At 39.8% G+C, this 24663-nt stretch carries 20 protein-coding genes; 9 read left to right on the forward strand and 11 right to left on the reverse strand.

The window, feature by feature from the left end; genetic code table 11:
- Positions 1-142: 142 nt before the first annotated feature.
- Complete coding sequence (locus tag AB8P51_RS00390; protein ID WP_369746794.1) at positions 143-529, reverse strand: hypothetical protein; 387 nt, start codon at positions 527-529, stop codon at positions 143-145.
- A 354-nt stretch (positions 530-883) separates the two neighbouring features.
- Between AB8P51_RS00390 and AB8P51_RS00395 the strand changes: the two genes are divergently transcribed.
- The 4 genes from AB8P51_RS00395 to AB8P51_RS00410 all read left to right on the forward strand — a co-directional run bounded on the left by AB8P51_RS00395 (position 884) and on the right by AB8P51_RS00410 (position 6949).
- Complete coding sequence (locus tag AB8P51_RS00395; protein WP_369746795.1) at positions 884-1054, forward strand: DUF6747 family protein; 171 nt, start codon at positions 884-886, stop codon at positions 1052-1054.
- Positions 1055-1320: 266 nt separating this feature from the next.
- Positions 1321-2535, forward strand: coding sequence for a DNA polymerase IV (locus AB8P51_RS00400; protein WP_369746796.1), 1215 nt, complete (start codon positions 1321-1323; stop codon positions 2533-2535).
- Between the two features lie 349 nt (positions 2536-2884).
- Entirely contained in the window at positions 2885-5938 is a 3054-nt protein-coding gene (locus AB8P51_RS00405; RefSeq protein ID WP_369747676.1) for a DNA polymerase III subunit alpha, read from the forward strand.
- Positions 5939-6025: 87 nt separating this feature from the next.
- Complete coding sequence (locus tag AB8P51_RS00410; protein WP_369746797.1) at positions 6026-6949, forward strand: alpha/beta hydrolase fold domain-containing protein; 924 nt, start codon at positions 6026-6028, stop codon at positions 6947-6949.
- A gap of 59 nt (positions 6950-7008) precedes the next feature.
- Here the strand turns inward: AB8P51_RS00410 and AB8P51_RS00415 are convergent, their stop codons facing one another.
- The 3 genes from AB8P51_RS00415 to AB8P51_RS00425 form a co-directional block, all read right to left on the reverse strand.
- Positions 7009-7677 (reverse strand): bifunctional 4-hydroxy-2-oxoglutarate aldolase/2-dehydro-3-deoxy-phosphogluconate aldolase, encoded by a 669-nt coding sequence (locus AB8P51_RS00415; protein ID WP_369746798.1) that lies wholly within the window; start codon positions 7675-7677, stop codon positions 7009-7011.
- A gap of 5 nt (positions 7678-7682) precedes the next feature.
- Positions 7683-8723, reverse strand: coding sequence for a PfkB family carbohydrate kinase (locus AB8P51_RS00420; protein ID WP_369746799.1), 1041 nt, complete (start codon positions 8721-8723; stop codon positions 7683-7685).
- Between the two features lie 350 nt (positions 8724-9073).
- Positions 9074-9337, reverse strand: a complete 264-nt coding sequence (locus tag AB8P51_RS00425) for a hypothetical protein (RefSeq protein WP_369746800.1) — start codon at positions 9335-9337, stop codon at positions 9074-9076.
- 544 nt (positions 9338-9881) lie between these two features.
- Here AB8P51_RS00425 and AB8P51_RS00430 point away from each other — a divergent pair.
- The 4 genes from AB8P51_RS00430 (at position 9882) to AB8P51_RS00445 (ending at position 14579) form a co-directional block, all read left to right on the forward strand.
- Positions 9882-10808, forward strand: a complete 927-nt coding sequence (locus AB8P51_RS00430; protein ID WP_369746801.1) for a hypothetical protein — start codon at positions 9882-9884, stop codon at positions 10806-10808.
- Between the two features lie 2 nt (positions 10809-10810).
- The gene (locus tag AB8P51_RS00435; RefSeq protein WP_369746802.1) at positions 10811-11809 is read left to right on the forward strand and encodes a helix-turn-helix domain-containing protein; all 999 of its coding nucleotides are present in this window, start codon (positions 10811-10813) and stop codon (positions 11807-11809) included.
- 40 nt (positions 11810-11849) lie between these two features.
- Entirely contained in the window at positions 11850-13382 is a 1533-nt protein-coding gene (locus AB8P51_RS00440; protein ID WP_369746803.1) for an LA2681 family HEPN domain-containing protein, read from the forward strand.
- 105 nt (positions 13383-13487) lie between these two features.
- Positions 13488-14579, forward strand: a complete 1092-nt coding sequence (locus AB8P51_RS00445) for a Fic family protein (RefSeq protein ID WP_369746804.1) — start codon at positions 13488-13490, stop codon at positions 14577-14579.
- 197 nt (positions 14580-14776) lie between these two features.
- On the opposite strand, the gene AB8P51_RS00450 is transcribed toward AB8P51_RS00445, so the two are convergent.
- From AB8P51_RS00450 to AB8P51_RS00480, 7 genes are all read right to left on the reverse strand, one after another.
- Positions 14777-15886 (reverse strand): serine hydrolase domain-containing protein, encoded by a 1110-nt coding sequence (locus AB8P51_RS00450; RefSeq protein WP_369746805.1) that lies wholly within the window; start codon positions 15884-15886, stop codon positions 14777-14779.
- A gap of 240 nt (positions 15887-16126) precedes the next feature.
- Positions 16127-16585: a GyrI-like domain-containing protein gene (locus AB8P51_RS00455; RefSeq protein WP_369746806.1), complete on the reverse strand. Its 459-nt coding sequence runs from the start codon at positions 16583-16585 to the stop codon at positions 16127-16129.
- A 349-nt stretch (positions 16586-16934) separates the two neighbouring features.
- On the reverse strand, positions 16935-18587 hold the full coding sequence (merA, locus tag AB8P51_RS00460; protein WP_027375687.1) for a mercury(II) reductase: 1653 nt from the start codon (positions 18585-18587) through the stop codon (positions 16935-16937).
- Entirely contained in the window at positions 18584-18943 is a 360-nt protein-coding gene (locus AB8P51_RS00465) for a heavy-metal-associated domain-containing protein (RefSeq protein WP_027375686.1), read from the reverse strand. The genes merA and AB8P51_RS00465 overlap by 4 nt, the downstream gene beginning before the upstream one ends.
- Positions 18944-18990: 47 nt before the next feature.
- Positions 18991-19596 carry a mercuric transport protein MerTP gene (gene merTP, locus AB8P51_RS00470; RefSeq protein WP_027375685.1) on the reverse strand — a complete coding sequence of 202 codons (606 nt, stop codon included), beginning with the start codon at positions 19594-19596 and terminating at the stop codon, positions 18991-18993.
- The gene (locus AB8P51_RS00475; protein WP_027375684.1) at positions 19593-19970 is read right to left on the reverse strand and encodes a metalloregulator ArsR/SmtB family transcription factor; all 378 of its coding nucleotides are present in this window, start codon (positions 19968-19970) and stop codon (positions 19593-19595) included. Before AB8P51_RS00475 ends, merTP begins: the two co-directional genes overlap by 4 nt.
- Positions 19971-20438: 468 nt before the next feature.
- Complete coding sequence (locus tag AB8P51_RS00480; RefSeq protein WP_369746807.1) at positions 20439-22304, reverse strand: tetratricopeptide repeat protein; 1866 nt, start codon at positions 22302-22304, stop codon at positions 20439-20441.
- Between the two features lie 305 nt (positions 22305-22609).
- Here AB8P51_RS00480 and AB8P51_RS00485 point away from each other — a divergent pair, with 305 nt between their 5' ends.
- Positions 22610-24187 carry a thiol-activated cytolysin family protein gene (locus AB8P51_RS00485; RefSeq protein WP_369746808.1) on the forward strand — a complete coding sequence of 526 codons (1578 nt, stop codon included), beginning with the start codon at positions 22610-22612 and terminating at the stop codon, positions 24185-24187.
- Positions 24188-24663 lie beyond the last annotated feature (476 nt).

Raw genomic sequence — 24663 nt, forward strand, 5'->3', positions numbered from 1 at the left:
CATGAATATTCGATAAAAGACTTTAATATTTATTTCAATATATATGGAAATCAAATTTTAATGTGAAATGACCATTTTGGTCTTGCTTTTCAGGTAGCTTTATGAAGGCTATGTTACCAGGAGGTACAATCTGTCAGTGACTTTAACGTGTGCCACGCTTTTTTTTGTGCCAGTGACCTGCAATAAACAGAACGCCCACAAGGACAAAGGGGATAGTGATCATGGTAATAATACCAAGACTCATCCAGACTGATTGGTTCATTTGGTAATTGTGGAGAAAGACAAACGGACTTAACCCAAGTCCCAGGATCAAAAATATAATGCCCCCAAGCAGTTCCCGTTTCCAGGCGATGATCAGCACAGCAAGCAGGATAAAGGAGGGGACGAGGTGCATGAGAAAGGCCAGGATTTGTTGCCATAGCGTTAAACCATGCTGAAAGGCATCCAGGGCGAACATACTTATAAACAGTATGGCCAAAATAGCCAGGATCCTGGGTAGGCAGAACAGAATTTTATATCCTTTTCCCATGGTTCATATTGAAAATATAGTAGGACGAAATTGAATGAAGGCCCTTTATTTTTTGATCAAAATCTAAGATTGCCGGCACAAAATGCCTATGATATATGTCAGCTGAGGCAGATTTCTGTGTTCCTGTTGACCCTGAGTAATGTTCTATGCAGTTTATCGATCATCCCACGTATCATATCGGATGAGGCTGAAAAAGTAGCCTTCGATAAACCGCGGTTTCTCATGGATATTCGGTTTATAACAGGTCGTTTACCCTCTTTTTCTGTTGTCTGAACCAAAATTCCCCCCTCCCTTATATGTACCCCATAGCTTTGTGAGTAACGATTTGAATTTAACCTTTAAAAATTGACAGGTATGAAAACAATTTTACTCATGAAGGAGATTTATGTAGAAGCCTTCAAGGCTCTGGAGAACTTCTTCCTTCGAAGATTTTTTAAAATTTTTGCATGGTTTAGTTTGATTATGTTTCTGGTAGTAGTGTACGCTTTTGTGTATCGCTTGTTTACCGGTTTCCCATTCGACTAAGGCAAGTCCAGAGGATATTCCTAATGCGAAGAAAGTTTGATATCATTGATTTGTTTATCCTGGTGGGATGTTTGTTCATCTCCTTTATGGTATTTCTGATCATCAACGCTTTCCAGTCGCTCTGACATAGATCAACCAACTTTTTTAGTTTTATACAGGCCGTACTTTTATGTACGGCCTTTCCTTTTTTGCATATATATTTTTAACATGGAAATATTCCATGTATTTGGAAATATTCCATAACTTAGCTATCCTTTTTGGATAGTATGCAAAAGACCATTTTACACCTGGACCTCGACACGTTTTTTGTGTCGGTAGAACGACTCATCAACAGTGAGTTAAAGAACAAACCCCTGCTGGTAGGAGGTACCAGTGACCGGGGCGTAGTGGCTGCCTGCAGCTATGAGACCCGTGGCTTTGGGGTGCATTCGGGCATGCCTATGAAAATGGCCCGGGAACTCTGTCCCGAAGCTGTAGTAATCCGGGGTAATGCAGGTACCTACAGCAAACATTCCGACCTGGTGACCGATATCATCAAAGAGAAAGTCCCCATATTTGAAAAATCGAGTATTGACGAGTTCTATGCAGACCTTTCGGGCATGGACCGATTTTTTGGCTGCTACCAGTACGCCTCTGAATTGCGGAGGAGTATTATGAAAGAAACAGGCCTTCCTATTTCCTTTGGGCTGTCTGTGAACAAAGTGGTCTCCAAGGTAGCTACCAACGAGGCCAAGCCCAACAACCAGCTAAAGATAGATTTTGGGTATGAAAAACGGTTTCTGGCCCCCCTCTCCATCAAAAAGATCCCCATGGTGGGAGACAAGACCTATCAGACCCTTCGCAATCTGGGTCTGCGACAGGTAAGAACCATACAGGAAATGCCCGTAGACATCATGCAACGGGTACTGGGTGCCAACGGCAAGGTGATCTGGAAACGCGCCAATGGGGTAGACAATACCCCCGTCATCCCTTTTTCAGACCGGAAATCGATATCCACCGAACGTACTTTTGACAGGGACACCATTGATGTAACCAAGCTGAGGGGAATCCTGATTGCCATGACGGAGAACCTGGCCTACCAGCTCAGGCGGGGAGAAAAATTAACCGCCTGCATTGCCGTAAAGGTGCGTTACTCAGATTTTAACACCTATTCCAAACAAATGCGTATTCCCTATACCAGCGCAGACCATATCCTTATCCCCAGAATCCTGGAACTGTTCAATATCCTGTACAACAAACGGATGCTGGTTAGACTCATAGGAATCAGGTTTAGTCATCTGGTACCGGGGAATTACCAGATCAATTTGTTTGAAGACACCGAGGAAGCCCTTAATCTGTACGCAGCCATGGATCACCTCCGGAAGCGTTTTGGGGACAAGAGCGTCATACGTGCCTCGGGCATGGGAGCAAAGACCATCGGGAGGATGGTGAACCCGTTTAATGGGCAGCCTCCCATTGTGCTTGCACATCGCAAGCAGTAATACTTCATTTCTTTTGCTTGTCCAAAAGAAACGAAGCAAAGAAAAGGACACTTTATCGTAGGCGATTTTAATGCAAGCATTAAAACCAGAGCCAAGCTCCTAAATCGCTTCCAAGGCTTCAGCGATTTTTTACGGAGCTTATCTCTTTCGCTGGCGATAAAGAATTAAACGCTTATCTGCAGAATAGGGCGAGAAAGGCCGGTGGTACTCGTCCCGCCTTGGCGGGATGGCGGACTTTCGAGACCGGTTTACCCGCTTGTCGGGTAAAATTCCTCAGATAAGGCGTCCTTTCTTTTCTCTCTTTTCTTTGGACGAGCAAAGAAAAGAGAAAGAAATAAAAAAGATAAATGTGTATTTAAACTGTCATACATACTACAGCCTACGCTACGGAACCTTCTCCGAAGTGGCCCTGTTGGAACTCGCCAGGGAGAACGAGGTCACCCGCCTTGCCCTTACCGATATCAACAACACCTCGGCCTGCCTCAACTTTGTAAGAAGGGCTCCGGATTTTGGGATACAACCCATCCTGGGGATCGATTTCCGGAACGGGGTGGAAGCCTGCTTTGTAGGTATCGCAAAAAATAACAAAGGATATCGGGAACTCAACGATTTCCTCTCGGAACACCTCCACCAGGAAAAAGAATTCCCGAAACGGGCCCCCATCTTCCGGGATGCATTTGTCATTTATCCCTTTGAAAAAGTGTTGCTCAATGACCAGTACCATTTCCATGAGCACGAATACATAGGTATCTCAGTAACAGACCTGAGGAGGCTGCCCTTTTCCCGACTTATGGAACACAAGAACAAACTGGTACTACTGCAACCGGTGACCTTTCGCAATAAGCGCGATTTTAATGCGCATCGCCTGCTTCGGGCCATAGACAACAATGTGTTGCTGAGCAAACTTCCCAAGGAAGAGGAGGCTTCCCCCGAAGACAAAATGTTCCCCGTGCGCAACCTGGCCGATGTCTTTTCCGAATATTCCTTTATCCTGAAGAATACGGAGCAACTCATGCACAATTGTAGTATCTGTTTCGATTTTTCAGCGGATCGGAAATCCCAGAACCTCAGTACCTACCTCAAAAGCAGAGAGGCCGATGAAAACCTCCTGGAAGAATTGTGTTACAAGGGCCTGCCGTACCGCTATCCGGTGGTTGATGACAAGATACAGGAGCGACTTGCCAAGGAATTGGAACTCATCAAGGAGAAGGGGTTTGTTTCCTACTTCCTGATCAACTGGGACATTGTCACCGAAGCCCGCAAACGTGGGTTTTACTATGTGGGGAGGGGGAGTGGGGCCAACAGCATTGTGGCTTACCTGCTTCGGATCACCGATGTGGACCCCATTGAGCTCGACCTCTACTTTGAGCGTTTTATCAACCTCTACCGTACTAATCCGCCCGATTTCGATATCGACTTCTCCTGGAAGGATCGCGAAGAAATTACGCAGTACATCTTTGACCGTTTTGAAAATGTAGCCCTGCTGGGCACCTATGTCACCTTTAAATCGAGAGGGGTGATCCGGGAGTTGGGGAAGGTCTTTGGCCTGCCCAAAGCGGAGATTGATATCTTATGCGACGGGCATTACAAGCCTGAAGATATAGATGAGGTGTCACTTTTGGTATTGAAGTACGGAAATCTCATCAAGGACATGCCCAATTACCTGAGTATTCATGCCGGGGGTATCCTGATCGGGGATAAACCCCTGCATAGTTTTTCCGCTACCCACCTGCCGCCCAAGGGCTTCCCAACTGTGCAATTCGACATGGTGATCGCTGAAGACGTAGGCTTGTATAAGTTCGATATCCTGGGGCAAAGGGGCCTGGCTAAGATCAAGGAAGCTATCCAGATCCTGGCCCTTAACCAACCGGAGGAATACAGGGGTATTGACATTCATAATATCAAAAAATTCAAGGAAGATCCCCATATCAATACCATGATTAAATCTGCCCAGTGCATGGGGTGCTTTTACGTAGAATCACCCGCCATGCGGATGCTGTTGAGAAAGCTGGAAGTAGACACCTACCTAGGATTGGTGGCTGCCAGTTCTATTATCAGGCCTGGGGTAGCACAGAGCGGCATGATGCGGGAATACATACTGAGGCATCGCAATCCCGGGAGGGCAGAGGAGAAGGGCCATCCTGTAATGCTCGATATTATGCCCGAGACCTACGGGGTGATGGTGTACCAGGAAGACGTCATCAAGGTGGCTCATTATTTTGCCGGCCTCAGCCTGGGGGAAGCCGACGTACTCCGAAGGGGGATGAGTGGTAAGTACCGCTCGCGGGAGGAATTTCAGAAGATCAAAGACAAATTTGTTGAAAATTGTCGCAACAAGGGGTACGAGGAATCGCTGATCCATGAGATCTGGCACCAGGTGGCCAGTTTTGCAGGCTATGCCTTTGCCAAAGGGCATTCTGCCTCCTACGCAGTGGAGAGCTATCAAAGTCTGTTTCTAAGGGCCTACTACCCCCTCGAATATCTGGTGGCAGTACTCAACAACGGTGGCGGGTTCTACCGCCCTGAATTCTACGTACACGAGGCGCGTATGCTCGGGGCTGTTATCCACGCCCCCTGCGTCAATAAAAGTATGGCAGTAAACTGTATCTACGGCAGGGAGATCTACCTGGGTTTTATGTACCTGAAAGAATTGGAATCCCGTGTGATGGACCGCATCCTGAAAGAACGGCAGGAGGATGGGAAGTTCACTTCCCTGGAGGACTTTTTAGACCGGGTGGTAATTTCCATTGAACAGATCAGTATTCTAATCCGTATAAATGCCTTCCGCTTTACGGAGGTCAACAAGCATGAGCTTTTGTGGCAGGCCCACCTTTTCCTCTCTAAGGGGAATACCATAGACCACCCCAAACTCTTCCCCCCGACCCACCAGGATTTTGAGATCCCCAGGCTCCATACTACCGACCTGGAAATGGCCTTTACACAACTGGAGTTGCTGGGGTTCTGCCTCTGCAGTCCCTTCCATTTACTAAAAGAGTCTCCCAAAAATGACAAGGGAAGCAGAGACCTCCCTGCTTATGAGGGTGGATATATTGATATCTACGGTTATCTGGTGACGGTAAAGAACACTAAGACCCATACCGGTAAGCGCATGAACTTTGCCACCCTGGTAGACCAGCACGGGGAGGTTTTCGATACGGTCTTATTTCCCCCGGTGGCGGCTAAATACCATTTCAGGGGGAGGGGCATCTACCGTTTTTACGGGAAGGTGGTGAGCGAATTTGGTTTTCTGAGCATCGAGGTGATAAAGATGCAAAAACAGGATTATATTCAGGATCCCCGCTATGCGGAGATGAAGACGGCTAATAAGAGGAGCCCGTTGGCAAGGACGAATAAACAGATGACAGACGAAGAACTCCATACATCAGGCAAAAATGGAAACTAAACCAGAAGCTGTGAATCAAAGCAGACAAATAGATATCTTTGATAATAGTTCGTGGGCTGCCACCCCTAGTTTGAAAACGAATATCAAATGTTGCATAAAAAGGGAGTTAAAAACTGGGTAATCCTTTTGTTGGGAATGCTTGCCATTTCCTGTTCTTCCACCTTTGAGGAAGTAGGTTCCTTTGAAGATGATATTATTATTCCTGAGGAAGAGGTAGTACTGCCGTTGGAGGAATTGTCCTTATTGGATGAGTCTTACGGGGAAAATCCACAGCAGGTTTACGATATCTATCTGCCTGCCACCCGTTCATCTGAGAAAACCAGGGTGATCCTTCTGGTTCACGGTGGTGGATGGGTTGAAGGGGATAAGGCGAGTATGACGCCTTTTATCGAACTGATTAAGGAACGACATCCAAAACATGCGATAGTTAATATGAATTATGTTCTGGCCGGGTTAACCCCGGTAATCCCTGCCTTCCCCAACCAGTTCCTGGATATTGGGAAGGTCATTGATAAAATCACCTCTGAAAAAGAAAAATTACAGCTCCTCCCAGAATTCGGTTTAATCGGAACCAGTGCAGGCGCCCACCTATCCCTGATGTACGATTTTGCCTATGATACAGAAGACCAGGTAAAATTTGTTGTAGATATTGTGGGTCCAACTGACTTTACACATCCTTTCTTTTCCGAAGACCCGAATTTTGGCCTGGCACTCTCACTCTTTGTTGATGAGAGCCAGTATCCACAGGGCACCAATTATGCCGAGGCGACCAGTCCGGTTTTTAATGTAAGTACAATGAGCAGCCCTGTAGCCATGTTCTATGGGAATCAGGATCCACTCGTACCCCTGGGCAATGGAGAAGGCCTTGATGAGGCGTTAACTGACTTCGGGATTCCGCATTCCTTTACTATCTACGAAGGTGGACATGGGGACGACTGGAGTGAGGCAGACATTTTGGACCTTCAGCAACAGATAAGTGCATTTATTGAAGCTTACCTGATGATTGATTAAGGAATAAGCAAATTTACTGCAGATTTACCTTGGGATTATTACCCATAAATTAAAAAGCATCAAGAACGAATTTCAGCAATGACTCTCAAGGTCTTACGAACTAATTTTTCTAGAGCATTAAAATTTTTTGAGCTAATATGCTCCGCCGTGATAAGCTTTGAGCCTATTCCTACACAGGTGACACCGGCATCGAACCATCCTTTTAAATTGGCTTCTTCCGTACTCACACCCCCTGTTGGCATAATACTCGTCCAGGGTTGGGGTCCTTTGATAGCTTTAACAAATCCGGGACCATAGGTGGAACCTGGAAAGAGTTTGATGATCTCACATCCCATTTCTTCAGCTCTGTTGATCTCGGTAAGCGTACTGCAGCCGGGAGACCAAAGCACTTTACGTCGGTTACAGACCAGGGCGATATCTTCTCGCAAAGTTGGGGTGACAATGAAATTAGCTCCCATTTGCATAAACATGGAGGCAGCACCGGCATCAGTTATTGATCCCACTCCCATGATCATTCCAGGTAATTCACTAACGGCATACTTGTTCAATTCAGAAAACACTTCGAAGGCAAAATCCCCCCGGGCCGTAAATTCCATCAATCGAGCACCGCCATCATAGCAAGCTTTGAGTACTTTTTTCCCTAATTCAACATCGGGATGATAGAACAAAGGGACCATTCCGGTTTCCTTCATTGCATTTGCCACTTCTATTCTGGAATATTTTGCCATAGCTTTTATCTCGCGACTCTACCGGAGGCATCACCCCCCATTAACTTATATACCTCATCCACTGTAACCAGATTGGCATCACCCTTTATGGTGTGTTTTAAACAGGATGCTGCCACAGCGAAATTCAGGGCATTCTGGTTATCCCCGGGATAGGCAAGAAGACCATAAATGAGGCCTCCCATAAAAGAGTCTCCGCCTCCTACACGATCCACAATGTGTGTGATTTGGTATTCCGGAGATTTGTACATCGTCTTTCCGTCGTAGAGTACTCCCGCCCAGGTATTGTGAGATGCAGATAAAGATCCTCTTAGAGTTGTAATTACTTTTTTGGCCTTTGGGAACCGCTTCATCATCTGCTCGCAGACCGAAAGAAAAGCTTCGGCTTTCACATGCTCCCCATGAGTGGTAATATCCAATCCTTCGGGCTTTATTCCGAAATGCTTTTCTGCATCTTCCTCATTTCCGAGAATGATATCACAATTGGAAGTCAGTTCAGACATAATGGCCTCCCTGTCTCCCCCATATTTCCAGAGTTTAGCACGGTAGTTTAAATCAGTTGAAATAGTTACTCCCATATCGCTAGCGACTTTCACTGCCTCTAAACACGCATCTGCAGCACCCTGCGAGATCGCTGGCGTAATACCTGTCCAGTGGAACCATTCAACTTCCTTGAAAACAGCTTGCCAGTCGACCATCCCTTTCTCAATTTCCGCCATGGCGGAATGGGCGCGGTCATAGATTACTTTACTTCCCCTGCTTACAGCTCCTGTTTCCAGAAAATATATACCCAAACGGTCACCTCCAAAAATAATCTTGTCGGTTCCCACCCCTCTTTTGCGCATTTCCATCAAGGCACAATGCCCGATATCGTTTTCAGGGAGTCTCGTTACAAAATCGACTGGAACTCCATAATTGGCCAAAGACACAGCTACATTGGATTCTCCTCCTCCATACATAATATCAAAAGAGTTTGCCTGAGAAAACCTAAGAAATCCCTGAGGTGCAAGTCGTAACATGATCTCGCCAAAGGTTACTACTTTTTTCATTAAAAACGAGTTATTTAAGCCTGGTCAAATTAAGCTAGTGATTGGATTGGTAGTCTTGTCACCTAATTTACGGAATTAAATGATTAAAGTTGAACGAGGTCATAGACTCACAAATCTTTAGACCATAAGGCATGTAGATCGAATCTAAATTAAATGTTTTGAAAAGAAGCGTGCCCGAGCCCTTCTGCCTGCTTCGATGTAGAGCATTATTTTTTTAGATTCTAACTAATTGCATAACGGGATTCTTTTCACGGCCTTGCCGTGAAAAGGGCCCAAGAGTTGGCCCAGCAGAGAAGCGTGCCCGAGCCCTTCTGATGTTCTTTATGGTCACGATTGGAATTTAGAATTTGTCATTTGGAATTTCCTTTTACGGGATTGTTTTCCTCGTTACACTCGGAAAACGGCCCAATAAGGTGGTCCTGCAGAGAAGCGTGCCCGAGCCCTTCTGGTTTGCTTTGTGGCCACGATTGGAATTTGGAATTTGTCATTTGGAATTTCCTTTTAACGGGATTGATTCCCTCACTGTGCTCGGGAATCCTCCCAAAGGGGTGGCCCAGCAGAGAAGCGTGCCCGAGCCCTTCTGCCTGCTGTCGCAGGCAGTAGTCTTTTTCCATTTCTTCGCACTTTTGAGCAAGCTCAAATGCTTCGAAATGAAAAAACCCTCCACACTTTCGTGTGAAGGGCTTTACTTCTCTGCGGTCTGGACGGGACTCGAACTTTTCACTGAAATGTCATGTATCAAAGGCCTGCCGAGGGGTGGTTTTTTGGGCGCACCGCGGGGCTCACCTTTTAACATACTTTAACATTTCTAAATAATTGTTTGAACGAATATGGTAAGGAATCAATCGCTTATTTGAATTTTTAATATTTTACATGACTAAGAACGACAAAACGCTGTTTATCGCCAGGATCACACATTGGTGTTACAAATTCTTCTTGCTCTACCATAACCTCTGAGAACTTAATATTGAATGTTCTTGAATTTTGAAATTCAGAATTCAAAGCTTTTGGCAGGTCTTTTAGTAATTTGTTCAATCTTTAAATTAATTCTTCTACTGTTATCATATTTTTCAATTTATTTATTGAACTTATTAAAAATTATTTCAACATAGCCAATAGTACTAAGATTAACCACTATCAAGAATTTAGGAGTAAGATATGAAAAGCTCATTTTACGACATAAATGACAAAAATGGAGATTACCAAGAAATCAGTGCATCGATAAGAAGAATATTAAATGGTTTAAAGGCCATGGCTATGATTTACCATGATTATTCAGATGATATTGATTCCTTCGATAGAATTCATGAGCTCAAGGATAATTTGGGATATAGACTAAAATCAGCCGAACATCACTATTTATTGTTACTTAATGAATATCTGGCCAAAGAGAATGAAATATCCGCAGTGTTAAAGAATGACCCAAAATTGTTTCAAGTAAACTTTGTTGGTAGAAATCAGGTAACACAAAAAGTTGAGGAAGAACTGGCAGCAATCTTTGATAGCCTGATATATCATCTTAATTCCACTTTTGACTACTTAGCCCATATTACAAGTTATATCTGTATGAAGGAAATTAAGAATACAGTAAGCTGGATGAAGTTGAAAAAATTTGCCTTCGCAAAGGGAAACGAACTGTCGATTTTATGGATTAAAAAAACGATTATCAAAGTAAACAATGATTTTGTGGCCAGTTTATATGACTACAGATCAAGACTAATCCACACTAAGAGGGATGTTCACCCAATTATAGCTTACAAATCCAATGGTGCCGAGGTAACGCAATTATATCTTTCAGCATCCGATGTAGCCAAAAAGTTTTTTAAAAAAAGCTTGGCGAAGTTTGATTCAGATAGGGGAATTTCTCTTTCTTTTTTAGCATCAACCTTGATTAGAGATACTTTGACCAACATTGAACTTATGTTGGATGCTTTGGTTTATGAAATAAATGTCGCGTCCAATTTTCCAAACAATTGGGACGAATCCAAAAAGGGATTGATGTTGATTCATCGTGACCCAAAGACTAATAAAGGCAAACTGGTAAGTGATATGGAGTGGGATAAGTTTAAAGAAAAAACCGAATAACTATGAATTGGGATTTGGACAAAATAAGAAAAATGATTGTAGATAAGATTGAGGAAAATCTAAATCTTGATTATAAGGCAGCTGCATCCTTGCATAGGTCTGATACAAAAACAAAGGAAATCGCTAAGGATGTTTCCGCTTTTGCCAACTCGGATGGAGGAACAATCATATACGGTGTCATGGAAGACCCTGAAAAGAGACACCTACCTAAGGCCATTGATCCTATTGACCGAATGGAAATATCCAAAGAGTGGCTAGAACAAATTATCCAAGGGAATATACGACCAAGAATTCATGACATATTGATTCATCCCATAACACTAGATGAAGGTTTGAATCAAGTTATTTATGTGGTGGATATTCCTAGGAGCAATACAGCACACCAAGCCAAGGATAGGAAATATTACAAGAGGTTCAATTTCAATTCTGAAGCTATGTATGATTATGAAATCAGAGATGTGATGAATCGCTCGAAGGATGCTAGAATAGAGTTGGAATTTGAAATTATTACTAAAAAGGTAGAAGTTATGCGCGCAAAGCCAAGCATAATTAACCCAATGGTAATAATGGGTGATTCTGGAGAAAAAACATATAAAAAGAGATATAAAACAGTTGTTGCCTTAAAGGTATGGGCTGTAAATCAGGGAAAAGTTCTTGGCCACTATTTGAATGCTCACGTTGAGATACCCTATAAATATCTCAAAAAAAATGAAGGTAAAACTATAGAAATAGCGAAGTTCTTTATGGACAATACCATCCGTGACGTTGTGGATGTTGAATTCGTCCCCTCGTTTACTGGAAGTGATGCCGTGGAGAAGTTTGGTCCTTCAAGGTACGACCCTATTTTGCCTACCAGATATCTATTGCTCAAAAAAATTGGACTCAATAACACAGTTTTGGAATCTACTGAAAATATACGATGGGTTGTATATTGTGATAATGCAGAACCAAGGGAGGGGTCAGTAAGATTGGCTGATATTAAAGTTATTGAACAAGAGTAAAAATTCTTAGGTTAAAAATTAATATGATTAAAAGCAAACAATGAATAGGCTGAACCCAGAACACCTAATGAGTTTAAAAAGCTTTGATGGATTGGATCCCGAAGATATTGTGGTAGGACTGGGTATTTTGTTTGAGCATGGGCGGGCACTAGGAGAATCCAAGTTTATCAAAAAGGGATTAGAAATGGGAGCAGACATGGACTTTGAGGATTTTTTCCTTGAACAAGTTCAAGCGTTTCATTTCAATATGGCTAATGGGTGGTCTTATCTTCACGGAATTACAGGCCCTAAAAATCATTTGGAGATTGAAGAATTTCAAACTGAAGAACTAGAACAACAGATTATAAATTTACGACTAGCCCTATCCATTTCTGATGAATTTCCAGCGGATACTCGAAAGAGTGAGGTATTAACGAACCTTGGTAATCTGTTCAACACCATTGGTAGGTTTTCGGAATCTTTGAAATACTACAGAGAAGCATTGGAGATAACGCCTGGATTTGGACAAACCTTAGCCAATTATTCCAATACGGTGTTTGGGTATGCTCGAATTTTATATGATGGCGGTCAACAGACTTACTTTTTGAAAAATGCGTATGAAGGGCTTGGTGATGCCCTTAAGGGAAAGCTCTATGATGAGACCAGAAGCAATGTCAAAATTATGAGAGAACACATTGCATCTATTTTTAATAATGATGAATTAGAGTACGATTACAAGGAAAACTCTTTCAGCTTAGGAGAAACAACGGAAGAAGTTACTTATAGGAACTGGGTTTTGAAAAATGTATTGTTCCTCAATCCAATGAACGATGTCACGATGGAAAGCATAGCAGCCCATGATTGTCTATTACTTCCTTCATTGGCATCCAAGGACGACAGACCTGAGTTTTATCAGATTCTTTTCAATCAAATCAAACAAGAATTTGCAACAGCTCGATATTTCTACTTCCAGGGAATTCATCCATCAATGCCCCATTTCTCAGATAAGGGAAATTTACAATTGGATTTTTCAAAAGGTGTAAATTACAGTTTAGCTATAGAGAAATTAAAAATTGCTTTTAAGACATCCTATTCCATTTTCGATAAGATTGCATATTTGTTGAATGATTACCTGGAATTGGGCTGGAACCTAAAATCTGTTTCTTTTCGTCGAATTTGGTATTCTAATACTAAGGGCTCTGGCATTAGAGTATTGGAGAAGATAAACGAAACAGAAAATTGGGCTTTTAGAGGATTATTTTGGCTAAATAAGGATTTCTATGAGAAAAGTATTCCCTATTTAACTTCGATCGCACCTGAGTCCAAGGAATTAGCAGAAATACGAAATTACATGGAACATAAATCAATAAATGTTATTTCCAATTCAGTTGAGGTACCAGTTGATGAAGGGATTGAGAGCTACTGGATAAAAAGAGAGGATTTGGAAAAGAAAACCCTGGTTCTATTGCAAACGGTAAGAGCAGCAATGATTTACTTATCCTTGGGAATCAATCTAGAAGAATATAAAAGGCCCAGTGAAGGTCCAAGTATACCGATCTTTCCCCAAGTGAGAGACGACAAGAAAAAGTTTTAGCTTAGTGATTTCTATAGTAAATTTTAATTTAAATTGATTCGAATAATTTAATATTCAACTCATATTTTTACTATTTTTGAGCCGAATAATACTTTTAATCGGCTCATGCGCTACAATTGGCAACAAAAAGATTGGCCTAATTTTCAATATCAAACCATAGATATTGAGGATATGCTCTTTGATTTTGCTCAACGTACCGGGCAGATTAGTGGGGTATTGCAAGGGCTTTCAGAATTAGAGCAAACAGAAGCCATGATTAATCTTATGGTTTCAGAAGCTATCAAAACCTCCGAAATTGAAGGGGAGTACTTAAGTCGTAACGATGTAATGTCGTCCATTCGTAGAAACTTAGGACTTAATCTAGAACTGCCATTGACCAAAGACAAGAGAGCTGAAGGGGTGGCTGAACTGATGTTGGCTGTTCGTAATGACTTTTCAAAACCGTTGACGAGCCAAATGTTATTCGATTGGCATACCATGCTGATGAAGGGGAATACGCAAATCCAAATAGGCCAATGGCGCACCCATGAAGAGCCAATGCAAATCGTATCCGGGGGAATGGGTAGAGAAGTGGTTCATTTTGAAGCCCCGCCATCAAAGGAAGTGCCAATCGAAATGGATGGCTTTATACAGTGGTTTAATGACTCCCAAATCGAAATTAAAAAACCCATTGTTAGGGCAGCAATAGCACACTTGTACTTTGAAACCTTACATCCGTTTGAAGATGGTAATGGCAGAATAGGTCGTGCAATTGCTGAAAAAGCACTTTCGCAAAGTATAGGTCGCCCTGTTCTATTCAGCCTTTCCAAATCTATAGAGAGCAATAAAAATAATTATTATGATGCTCTAAAAGCCGCTCAACGTTCCAATGAAATCACCGATTGGATATCCTACTTTGTTCAAACAGTTTTGGATGCTCAAATGGATGCCGAGCAAGAAATCGAGTTTACCCTAAAGAAAACCAAATTCTTTGACCAACATAAAGATTCACTAAATGACCGTCAACAAAAAGTGGTGCGTAGAATGTTGGAGGAAGGACATCAAGGTTTTAAAGGGGGTATGAACGCTCGAAAATATGTTTCGCTTGCGAAAACATCCAAAGCAACAGCCACAAGGGATTTACAGGATTTAGTCGAAAAATGTATTTTTAAGCCTATTGGGGGTGGTAGGAGTAGGCGGTATGAAATCAATATTTGATTATAAAATTTAGCATTTTTAAATAAAAGCATTAGGCAGAATTATTGAGATATTCTGCTTAAACTTATGTATAAATGGATGTAGCACTGTCCTAAAATTGGTTGGTTTTATGATACTAAATTGAAAGATTAAGGAAATTGTGAATTGATGGACTGGACTTAGGCTTTAAATACTATACATTGCTATTTTAGACAATTTTAATCCGTATACTCAATTATATTGTCCGCCAACGTACTCAATTTTCGATGCACTTCGGGTCCAGAAACATTGGTTATGATAAAAACCCCTATTTTCCTTTCGGGGATAATTGTCAACCAACTTGATGTACCAAATGCACCTCCATTCTGAAAAATTTTCGTTGGCTTATCTCCATTTTTGAATATCTGCCAAAACAGCCCATTTTCAAAATTCCCGTATTTACCATTCAATAATTCCTGATGTGAGGTTTTAACTAGTGGATTGTCCGTCTCCAATTCTAATTGCATATATTTTATCATATTATCAAGGTTTGAAATTATTCCACCCTCTGCTTGCAATTCTTTTTTAGCCCTAGGTGGCATTTCGATTCCATTGGTATTTAGCCCTTTAGCTAAAAATTGCTTGTTTTCTTCTGAAATTCCAATGTAAGTATTGTTCATTTTCAACGGTTGGAGGATATAATTTTTGATTAAGTCCTCATATGGTTTTTGATATATTCTTTCAAGGCAATACCCTAAAAGATTTGCACCAGCGTTAGAGTAGCTAAATTTATGTCCAGCAAGTGTGTCCAATTCTACTTTATGTAACTCTGCCAAAAATTGCTCCTTTGTAAATCCAGCCTGTAATTCGTTGATTTTGAAAGGTAATTCGTCCCAATTTGGCTTTTCAAATATTTCAGGTCGGTTTGGAAACATATTTGGCAATCCACTTGTATGTGTTGCCAAATTCCTAAATGTTATTGGTTGCCCATTAAATTCTAAATTTGGATAATTCTCTGGCAGATATTTTCTTATGTCATCATCAAGTCCAACTTTTTGGTCCAAAATAGCTTTTGCCAATAAAGTTCCTGTAAAGGTTTTGGTTAATGAAGCTATTTCATAAAGAGTTTGATTGTTAGGACTTTGTCCATTGGTCAATTTACCTTTGTGGAATTTGTAAATTTTACCATTCTTGATTACTCCAATGGAAAGCGATTTTATTTCTCCATTGGTTAATAGAGAGTCGCATTTGTGACTAATAAAGTCGCCAAGATTGTTTTGGCTTTGACAACTTGTTTTTCCAAGAATTATAAAAATTATTAGTGTTGCTGTAGATAGTTTTAGTTTCATTGCTTTGTTTTCCAAAGATAAGAGACGATTTAAAAACCGGAATGTTGCAAAGATGAAGAAAACAGTTAATGGCCCTATAATGTTCACTTTATAGGACTTAGGAAACGGTCGCGGCTAAGATTAGTTCGGCTTGGGACGCGCGTATTTTCCATTTGGAAAATCCAAGTGTCCCAAGTACGCACGGAGCTGCGAATTAGAACTGTCTCAAGCATTAATTTTAGCCCTTGTTATATGGCGTTTTTATTCCGTCGCAATGAACACGTCCACTTCCGATTCCGCTCCGTTTTGTGATTTCGCTCCGTAAACTTCAAAGTCCGCCGTGTACCTGCGTTTTAGTTCCTTATCTTCTTTCCAGACTTTTTTCCACAAATCCACGATTGCATTTGGCATTTCTCCTTTCGCAACGAGTTTGGTGTATTTTCCGCCCTTAAATTCCCGTCCGACAAGTCCATCTGGGATTTCGTCCAGCGATTTTACTTTATGTCCAATTATTGCGGTGTATTTTCCTGTGTAGTCGCTTTCATAATCGGTAAAAATCGAATAAACGTCGTCCGATTCTTTATTCGGTATTTTCTCCGAAATTCCGTCCGAGTAGAATTTCCCCCAAAGTTGGCCCATTTCTTCAATGGATTTTCCACCTTCGTTAGTCGATTCGATTGAAATCCCAATTATTTTGAAATCCGCTAAGTTCTGTTCCATATATCCATTCCGATTTTTACAAGAAAAAATGAAGGTCAATATTACTAAAATGGTTGTTGCTTGTTTCATTTTTAAAATGCCATATAACGGTCAAGTGTATGAGCAGTAGCGGACTTAAAGGTACAAACCTTTCAGTTTAGCACAAAGTTTATTAAAGGCACAGACCTTCGATTTACCACTAAACCCGCTATTGCTTATACACAATGTTGTGCGTTCGCCCTTTATTTTCAGTCGGTTTATTCAATTTTCAAAGGTAGGATTTTTTGGGGTAGGGAAGGCACTCTCTCTTGCAAGTTTTGGTCAAGCGTTGGCTGGTGCGACTTGCAAGAGTGTGTGCCTTTGGGGCGGATTAACTGGCACAGCAACTTAATTTTGATACGTCTTTTCCGAAAGTTATTGCTGCTAATTTTATACCTTCTCCCAAAGTCAAATAAGGGTAGAAACTGTCTGCTAAGTCTTTCACCATTATTCCGTATTTGATTGCCATACTTAATTGTTGTATGAGTTCTCCACCTTCGGGTGCGACTACTCTTGCACCTATAAGTTTGTCAGTTTCCGAGTTACGAATGAGTTTGATGAAACCCCTTGTGTCGTTGGCTGCTATGGCTCTCGGTACGTCTTTCAATTCCAATTTTGACACTTCAAACGGAATGCCTTTTGATTCTGCCTGTGCTTCATCTAAACCTGCCCCTGCAATTTGTGGGTCAGTAAACACCACCCAAGGTAAAGAAGAATAATCGGCTTTATTATCTGTTCCTGAGAACGCATTTTCAACGGCAATTTTACCTTCAAAAGCGGCTGTATAAACAAATGCAGGGGTGTTGGTTACGTCACCTGCTGCGTAAATGTTAGGTAGATTGGTTTCCATTTTTTCATTCACAGCGATATGTCCGCTTTTGGTGAGTTCCAAACCAATGTTATCTAACCCTAATTGGCTTGTATTGGCTTTTGTGCCTGTGGCAATTACTACCTTACCTTTTTCTATAATTTGCGTAAATGAACCGTCAGGACATTTACAGTGAATGATGGTTTCATTCGCTTGTTTCTCGAATTTCACGGCTCTGAAATTAGGTAAGATTTCAATGCCTTCTTTTCGCATTTGGGTTTCCAATGCTTCACTGATGTCTGGGGTTTGTGTCCGTAGAACACGGTCGGTAAATTCAATGATTCGGACTTTAACGCCTAAACGATTGTACGCCATTGCAATTTCCAAACCTATGTAACCTGCTCCCATAATGGTCAAGCTTTCGGGTTTTTCTTCCAAGTCGAAAAGGGAAACGTTGGTCAAGTAGTCAATTTTGTCCAATCCTTCAATAGTCGGAATGTTGGTCGTAGCTCCCGCAGCAATTAAAAATTTGAAGGCTTTGTATTCCTTGCCATCAACCAAAATGGTTTTGTTGTCTTTGAATTTTGCCCAACCTTTTAGCATAGTCAGGTTTTCAAAATCGCTTACCACATCCATATATTTTTTCTCTTGAAGTGTGGCTACTAATTTTTTCTTGTCTTTGATGATTTGAGCGAAATCAATATCAACTCCTTTTGGCTTGATGCCTTCAAAGTTGGAATGTGTAGCGTGATAAGCCGACTCGCCTGCACGAATAAGATTTTTAGAAGGCACACAACCCACGTTGACACAAGTACCGCCAAAGTCCAAACCACCGTTTACCATTAAGGTCGATAATCCTAAACTTTCGGCTTTGATTGCTGCCGAAAATGCAGCCGAACCGCCACCGATAATGATTAAATCAAATTGATTAATTCCGCTGTTTCCATTATCAGGGATTTCACTTTTTACACGATAGTTTTTTGTGCCGTTGATGGTATTAATGATTTCTTCTTTGCTGGTTTTGGTAGGGTCAAAAGAACATTCGCAAGTAGCTTTTGGATAGCTCACATTAGCTTCTTTTACACCTTCATTTTTGGAAAGTAATTTTTCAATGCCTGTTGCACAATGGTCGCAGGTCATTCCTATGATGTCAAGTTTTATTATTTCTTTGTTCATAATGATTTCTCTTTTTGATTTTCCTTAATGATTTCGGCTTTATAGCCTGTCTGCTCAATAACCTTGATGATAGCGTCAGGATTTGTTTTCTTTGGGTCGTATTGGATGGTTGCCAAATCGCCCGGATATTCCACTTTGTGTTCAATAATGCCGTCCACTTCTTTGAGGGCATTTGAAATATGGTTGGAACAACCTGCACAAGTCATTCCCGTGATTTTCAGTTGCAGGGTCTTACCTTCTTGCTGTGTTGTATTTGCTGTTTGTGCTTTATTGTCAGTCGGTTTGCAACATTGTGCATTGAGCTGAGCAATTCCAATTAGGAACAAAGCACTCAATAGAATTAAATTCTTTTTCATTGTGTAATTATTTAATTAAGTTCTTAAATACAAAAGGCAAAAAAATACTATTTCTTGCCAACCACTTTGTAACCTGTACCGTTGATGGCTTCTTCAATTTGAGCGATACTCACTTTGGTTTGGTCAAATTCTACTTTGGCAATCGCTTCTTCATAAATCGCATCTACCTTAACAATGCCTGGCAATTTGTTCACATCATTTTCTACGTGTGAAGCACAACCATTGCAAGTCATTCCTTTTACATCAAAAGTTACCGTTTGGATGTCAGAAGCATTGACGATTACAACTTCCTTGTTGTCGTTTGAAGGATAGAAAATGTGTGCATAGTTTGGAAAAGCGAGCATCAAGGCTGCAAACACGGTTACAATTCCCAAGAATGTTTTGGTCTGCATAAAGGGTTTTTTTTCGTCTTCTTCGCAATCACATTGGATTTCTTCGGCTGTTCGTGGTTTGAGTTTCTGATACCAAGCAAAGCCCAATACCAAAACGGTGATACCGATTAGATAAGGTCTTGCTGGTTCCATCCATGAAAAGGTAGATGCCACTCCTGAAGCTCCTGAAATAAGAGCCAATACAGGTGTAATGCAGCAAAGTGATGCTGCTACTGCCGAAAGCACACCCGCTCCGACAAGTCTGTTGTTTTTCTTGTTCATACTGTTTCCTTTTTTGAATTGTTTATGATGTGTTTAAAAAATGGACGAAGTAAAGTAAGTTGCTCCTGTTTCAAAGAGTAGAAAATGGTTTGTCCTTCTCTTCTACCTTCAATGACGTTTCCGTCTTTTAGTTTTCTGAGGTGTTGCGAAACGGCAGGGATGCTCATTCCGAGAATGTCTGAAAGGTCGCAAGGACAAAGTTCGTTTTCTTCTTCTAAGAGAAATAAGATTTTTAACCTTACTTCGTTTCCTGCCAATGCTAAAAGTCCACTCAGTTGACTGAATGCCTTGTCGTTGGTTTGAAGTATTTCTCTACAATTGTCTATTTGAACCTTGTCGGCAAACACACGGATACACGATTGATTGTTTTCCATAATTTCCTTGTTTAGGATTTAATAACGCAGCAAAAATACAAATAGTTTTCTTATTTAAGCAAATACTTAATTATAGTTTTTAACAATTCTTCTTTGTCAGCGGTGGGTGATTTAGCTCTTTTGGTTTTTTAGCGTTGGCTTTGAGTGTCGGAAAAACCAAATGTGCTAAATGTGCGGTGGGTTTTTAGGGTGACGCACAACAAGCGTATATGATTATTGATCATGTTCGCATTACATGCATAATAAAAGTAAATAATTAAAATTATTGATATGTAAAAAACCAAAGTTCAATAAAACGGCCGTTTCTTGGGATAGGTCAAAAAATATATGAAGTCTTTTAAAATGTTCTTATAATAGGACAAAAGACAAAAGACAAAGGACATAATTATTAATTTCAGAATTAAAATTGTATTGATTATTTTAATCTAATCGTTGTCTTTGTTTCTACAGCATTATTACTACGAACTTTTATAGCCTTTTAATAAAGCCATCAAAGTCAAGATCTTTATCAATATTCAATTTTTGTTTTAACCTGTATTTTGAGGTATGTATACTTGATGGTAGGACATTAAGAATATTCGCAATCTCATTATTATTGAGACCCATTTTTACATAAGACGCTAAACGCAATTCTTTATCTGTAATTTTCACTGTAATAGCTTTTAATTTTTCTTCAAAATCTTGGTGTACTTCTGAGAAATACGATTTAAAGACCTCCCAATCTTTATCTGCTGCATTTTGTTTTTTTAAGAGCAATACAATACGTTTAAACTCTATTTTAAATTTTTCTGGAGAGTTCTTTAGGTTTTCAAGATTTTCTTTGATTTCCGCAATGAACTGACTTTTCTGAACTAGGTGTAAGGTCTGACTCGTCAATTCTTTTTGTTTATGTTCTAATTCCTTGGAAATTTTTTCTTTTTCAATGCGATTCTTTTTGATACGCTGTCGAAACCCAAAGACCAATAGCCCAGATAAGGTTAGAGCAGAGGCCATGCCACCAGCATAAAGTCCTTTTCTTAAATTATTTACCTTAGCTTTTTCATTTAAGGTTTTTATCTCTTCTTGCTGTAAAGCGATTTCCGCCTCTTTCTTTTCGGTATCGAATAGTATTCTCAGTTCTTCAATTTTTTTAAACTTTTCTGAATCTATTAGTGAATCATTGATTCTTTTGAATTGTTTATGTTGATTAAGTGCTAAACTGGTTTCTCCAATTTCCTCATTTGCCTTGCTACTAAGTTCGAGTGCAAATTTTAAAATTGATAGGTTTTCTGATTTCCTTGCATAATCGATGACCTCATGCAAAATAGCAATTGCCTCTTGCGACCTATTTAACAAAATATAAGCCTCAGCAAGTTTATTTTTTGCTGTGGCTACTCTTCTTAGGTGATTAATAGTTTCTCCTATTTTAATCGAATTATTCAAGAATTCAATACCCTGTAAAGGCTGCTTTAGTTGAATATAGGTAGAACCAATATTTGTTAAAGCAGCAACTTCTAGTGATTTTACATTTGCCTCTTGAGATTTCTTAATGCTTTTTTTAAAATATTCCAGAGCCTCCGATTCCCTTTTAAGGAGTTTTAACATGATACCAATATCATTAAGAGCTTGCGCTTGGTAATAGGTATCTTCATAATCTTCATAAATCGATAAAGATTTTATATTGTATTCTAAAGCCTTTTCATAGTTTTTTAAGTTATGTTCAAGTGTGGCCAAATGATTATAGCAATCAGCAATGCGTAATGAATCTCCAATTTTTTCAAAAAGATCAAGACTTTTAAGGACATATTTTAGTCCAATTTCGTAAAAGCCCATATTTTGATTTATGTTTCCCTTGAAATCATATGATAATGCAATTCCAACTGAATCTTTTAGTTTTAAAACATGTTCAAGATCTTTGTTGTTGATACTATCTGCATTTTTTAAATTGCCTTGTGCGAATTCTAATATGGCCAAGCCTCTATATGCTTTAGATATTTGTTTTCCATCATTGATTTTCTTCGCAATTTTAAGACTAGAGTTATAATAGAATTTTGCGGAATCAATTTTATCAAGATTGTTATAGACAATTCCTAATTGATAATTTGCCATCGAAAGCCCCAAATCATAATCTAGCTTATTAGATAATTCTAGTTCTTTTAAAGCAAAATGTTTTGCCTCTTCCGGATTTCGATACATATAATAATTAATTATGTTTTGAGCGGTATGGACTTTAAGGGTGTCAATTGGTTGTTCCTTAAAATGAGATAGCAAACTATCAATACTCATTTTGTTTTGTGCTGTTAAGCTAAAACTGCACATTAAAAATAGTATTAGGGCGTTTTCTACTGTTTTCATCTTTCGTTGTTTGTTTTGGTAAGATACTCATTATGTAAACTAACTAAACATGTTGTCTATTTATTCAAAAGCGACTGTCAATACAATGTCTAGAGATAAAATACACTTCGGTATTACTGAAATACTTGTCAGGTATTGTTTTTGTTGACCCTATGGGTTTTTAAATCTCTTGTGATATTTTGCTTGTTTATACTATAGTTAGTGGTCATGTTGATCATATGTCTAGTATTTGTCTAGCTCTGTTTTTAGGTTTCAGGTCTTTGTGCTTCTAGTTTTGGAGTGTTGAATCTTTAAAACAAGAAATTATGAAAACAAATCAATCACCGTTAAAAAGTATGTTAAGGCTAGTACCATTGGTTCTGCTATTTATTGTGTATGCATGTAGTAAAGATGAAGCTGGTGGCTCAGATGATGACGTATCTCAGGAAGAAGAGAGTATTAGCGAAGTTATTGCTAATTTATCTTACAACCCTGAAGAACTTTTAGGAGTAGTAGGTTCTGGAAGTACGAGTAGTGTAAAAACCGAAGTTAGTTCAGAAGATTCTCCACCTGAATTTTCTAATAATGTGACTAAGAATTGTACCACCACCACTTATAACCTTGAGACAAATTTTGAAGATGTAGCCATTCTTAAGCCAAATGCTGGAATTATATGGCCAGGCGCATTAGTTAAAATTGACAATACACTACGCGGTGGACTACCAACACCGGTCACTATTGAAAGAGCTCCGGTGAGTTTAAGAGTAGATTTACCAGGTATAGGTGAGAATGGAAACATTGATATTGATAATCCAAGCTTTAATTCAGTAGATGCTGGTATTGATAATTCACTAGAATGGTGGAATGCCAATGCTTATCAAGATGGCTATGTAAATGAAGCAAGTTCTTTTTCTGAGGCTAAAACTTCATATAGCTCAAAACAAGTCAGTCTAGAATTAGGGGTAAATGTTGAATGGGCATCAACGGATTTTAGCTCACAACTTAATTTTGAAAGCACTAAGGAAAAGAGGGTTGCAAACATGGTGTTCAAGCAGGTTTTTTATACCGTTTCAATGGCACCGCCCTCCGCAGCTACTGCTGTGTTTGGAGAAGGTTTAAGTGCTGCAGAGGTGGAATCTACTTTTAGCTCTAGTTCACCTCCGGGTTATATTCAATCGGTGAGTTACGGAAGGATTATCATGTTTAGATTAGAAACCACTTATGAATCTACAGATTTTGAACTTGAAGCTGCACTAAAATATGCTGCAGGTAAAAATAACAGTATCTCTCTTGATACTGAAAATACAGTTAAAAATATTTTAGCGACTTCAAGTATTACAACTGTTATTATTGGAGGAAATGCAGAAGTTGCAGCAGAGGCAGTAACTGCAAGAAATTTTGGTGATTTAGCTCCAATTATCCAAGGTCCAAATGCCGTTTATAGCAGGGATAATCCTGGAGCACCTATTTCTTATGTAGTTAGGTTTCTAAAAGATAATACCATTGCAAAAATGGGCTATACTGATAGCTACGAGGCGGAAAATTGCAGTAGCACAGGAGTTCAACATAGAACAATAGATTTCATCAATGATACAAATAGAGACTTCAGGGTCGGAATTACGTATAAAAATAACCTTCCCGGAGGTGGTGGTAGTATATCTAAAGCTGAACTGGACACTGATGTAGAAAGGGGATGGAAATCTGTGACAACAAGCGGCAGTATAACAGAGCTTCAACCCCCAAATGGTGCTTACGATATCAGATTATATGTACAGGACGATGATAATGCAGATGTTTACCAATATAACATCGGTAATACAACCAGTGATAGTAATAGTTGTCATCGTGCAACAACAAACTTTATTGGTCTAAACTTAGAGATACAAAGAGTAAACTGTCGATAAAAATTTCTTTGAATACAGTCGGCACCTTAAGTTGTGATTCAACAGCTTGGTGTCGGCTGTTGTTTTTATTGCTACTTTCGATAGTATCTGGTTTTATTGATAGTAACCTAATTCTTGTTTTATAAAAAGGCCGATTTTTAGAACCAATTTCCCATTTCAAAAAATCTATTGTCACTCAGTCCTATTTGTGGTCTCTTTTAGTATTCCCGTTAATTGCCCTTTTATGAAACTCAAAATTTTCATAGAAAGCTAGGATTTAAATATAAAAAGCGAGCGAAACGAAGTTTCGTGCTGCAAGTCCCAAAAACTTACACAAACTAATACTATGCAATGCCTATGCGTACAAAGCATTTATTTTTGTTTATTACTAAATTTTCACGAAAAAATTTTCCAATTTATAGGGTCTCAAGGGATTTTTCACGAAAAAATTACTAAAAATATAAATTGACGGATATTTTAATTATATGATTTTCAAA

The organism is Muriicola sp. SD30, assembly GCF_041205185.1.
In the GTDB taxonomy this organism is placed as follows: Bacteria; Bacteroidota; Bacteroidia; order Flavobacteriales; family Flavobacteriaceae; genus Muriicola.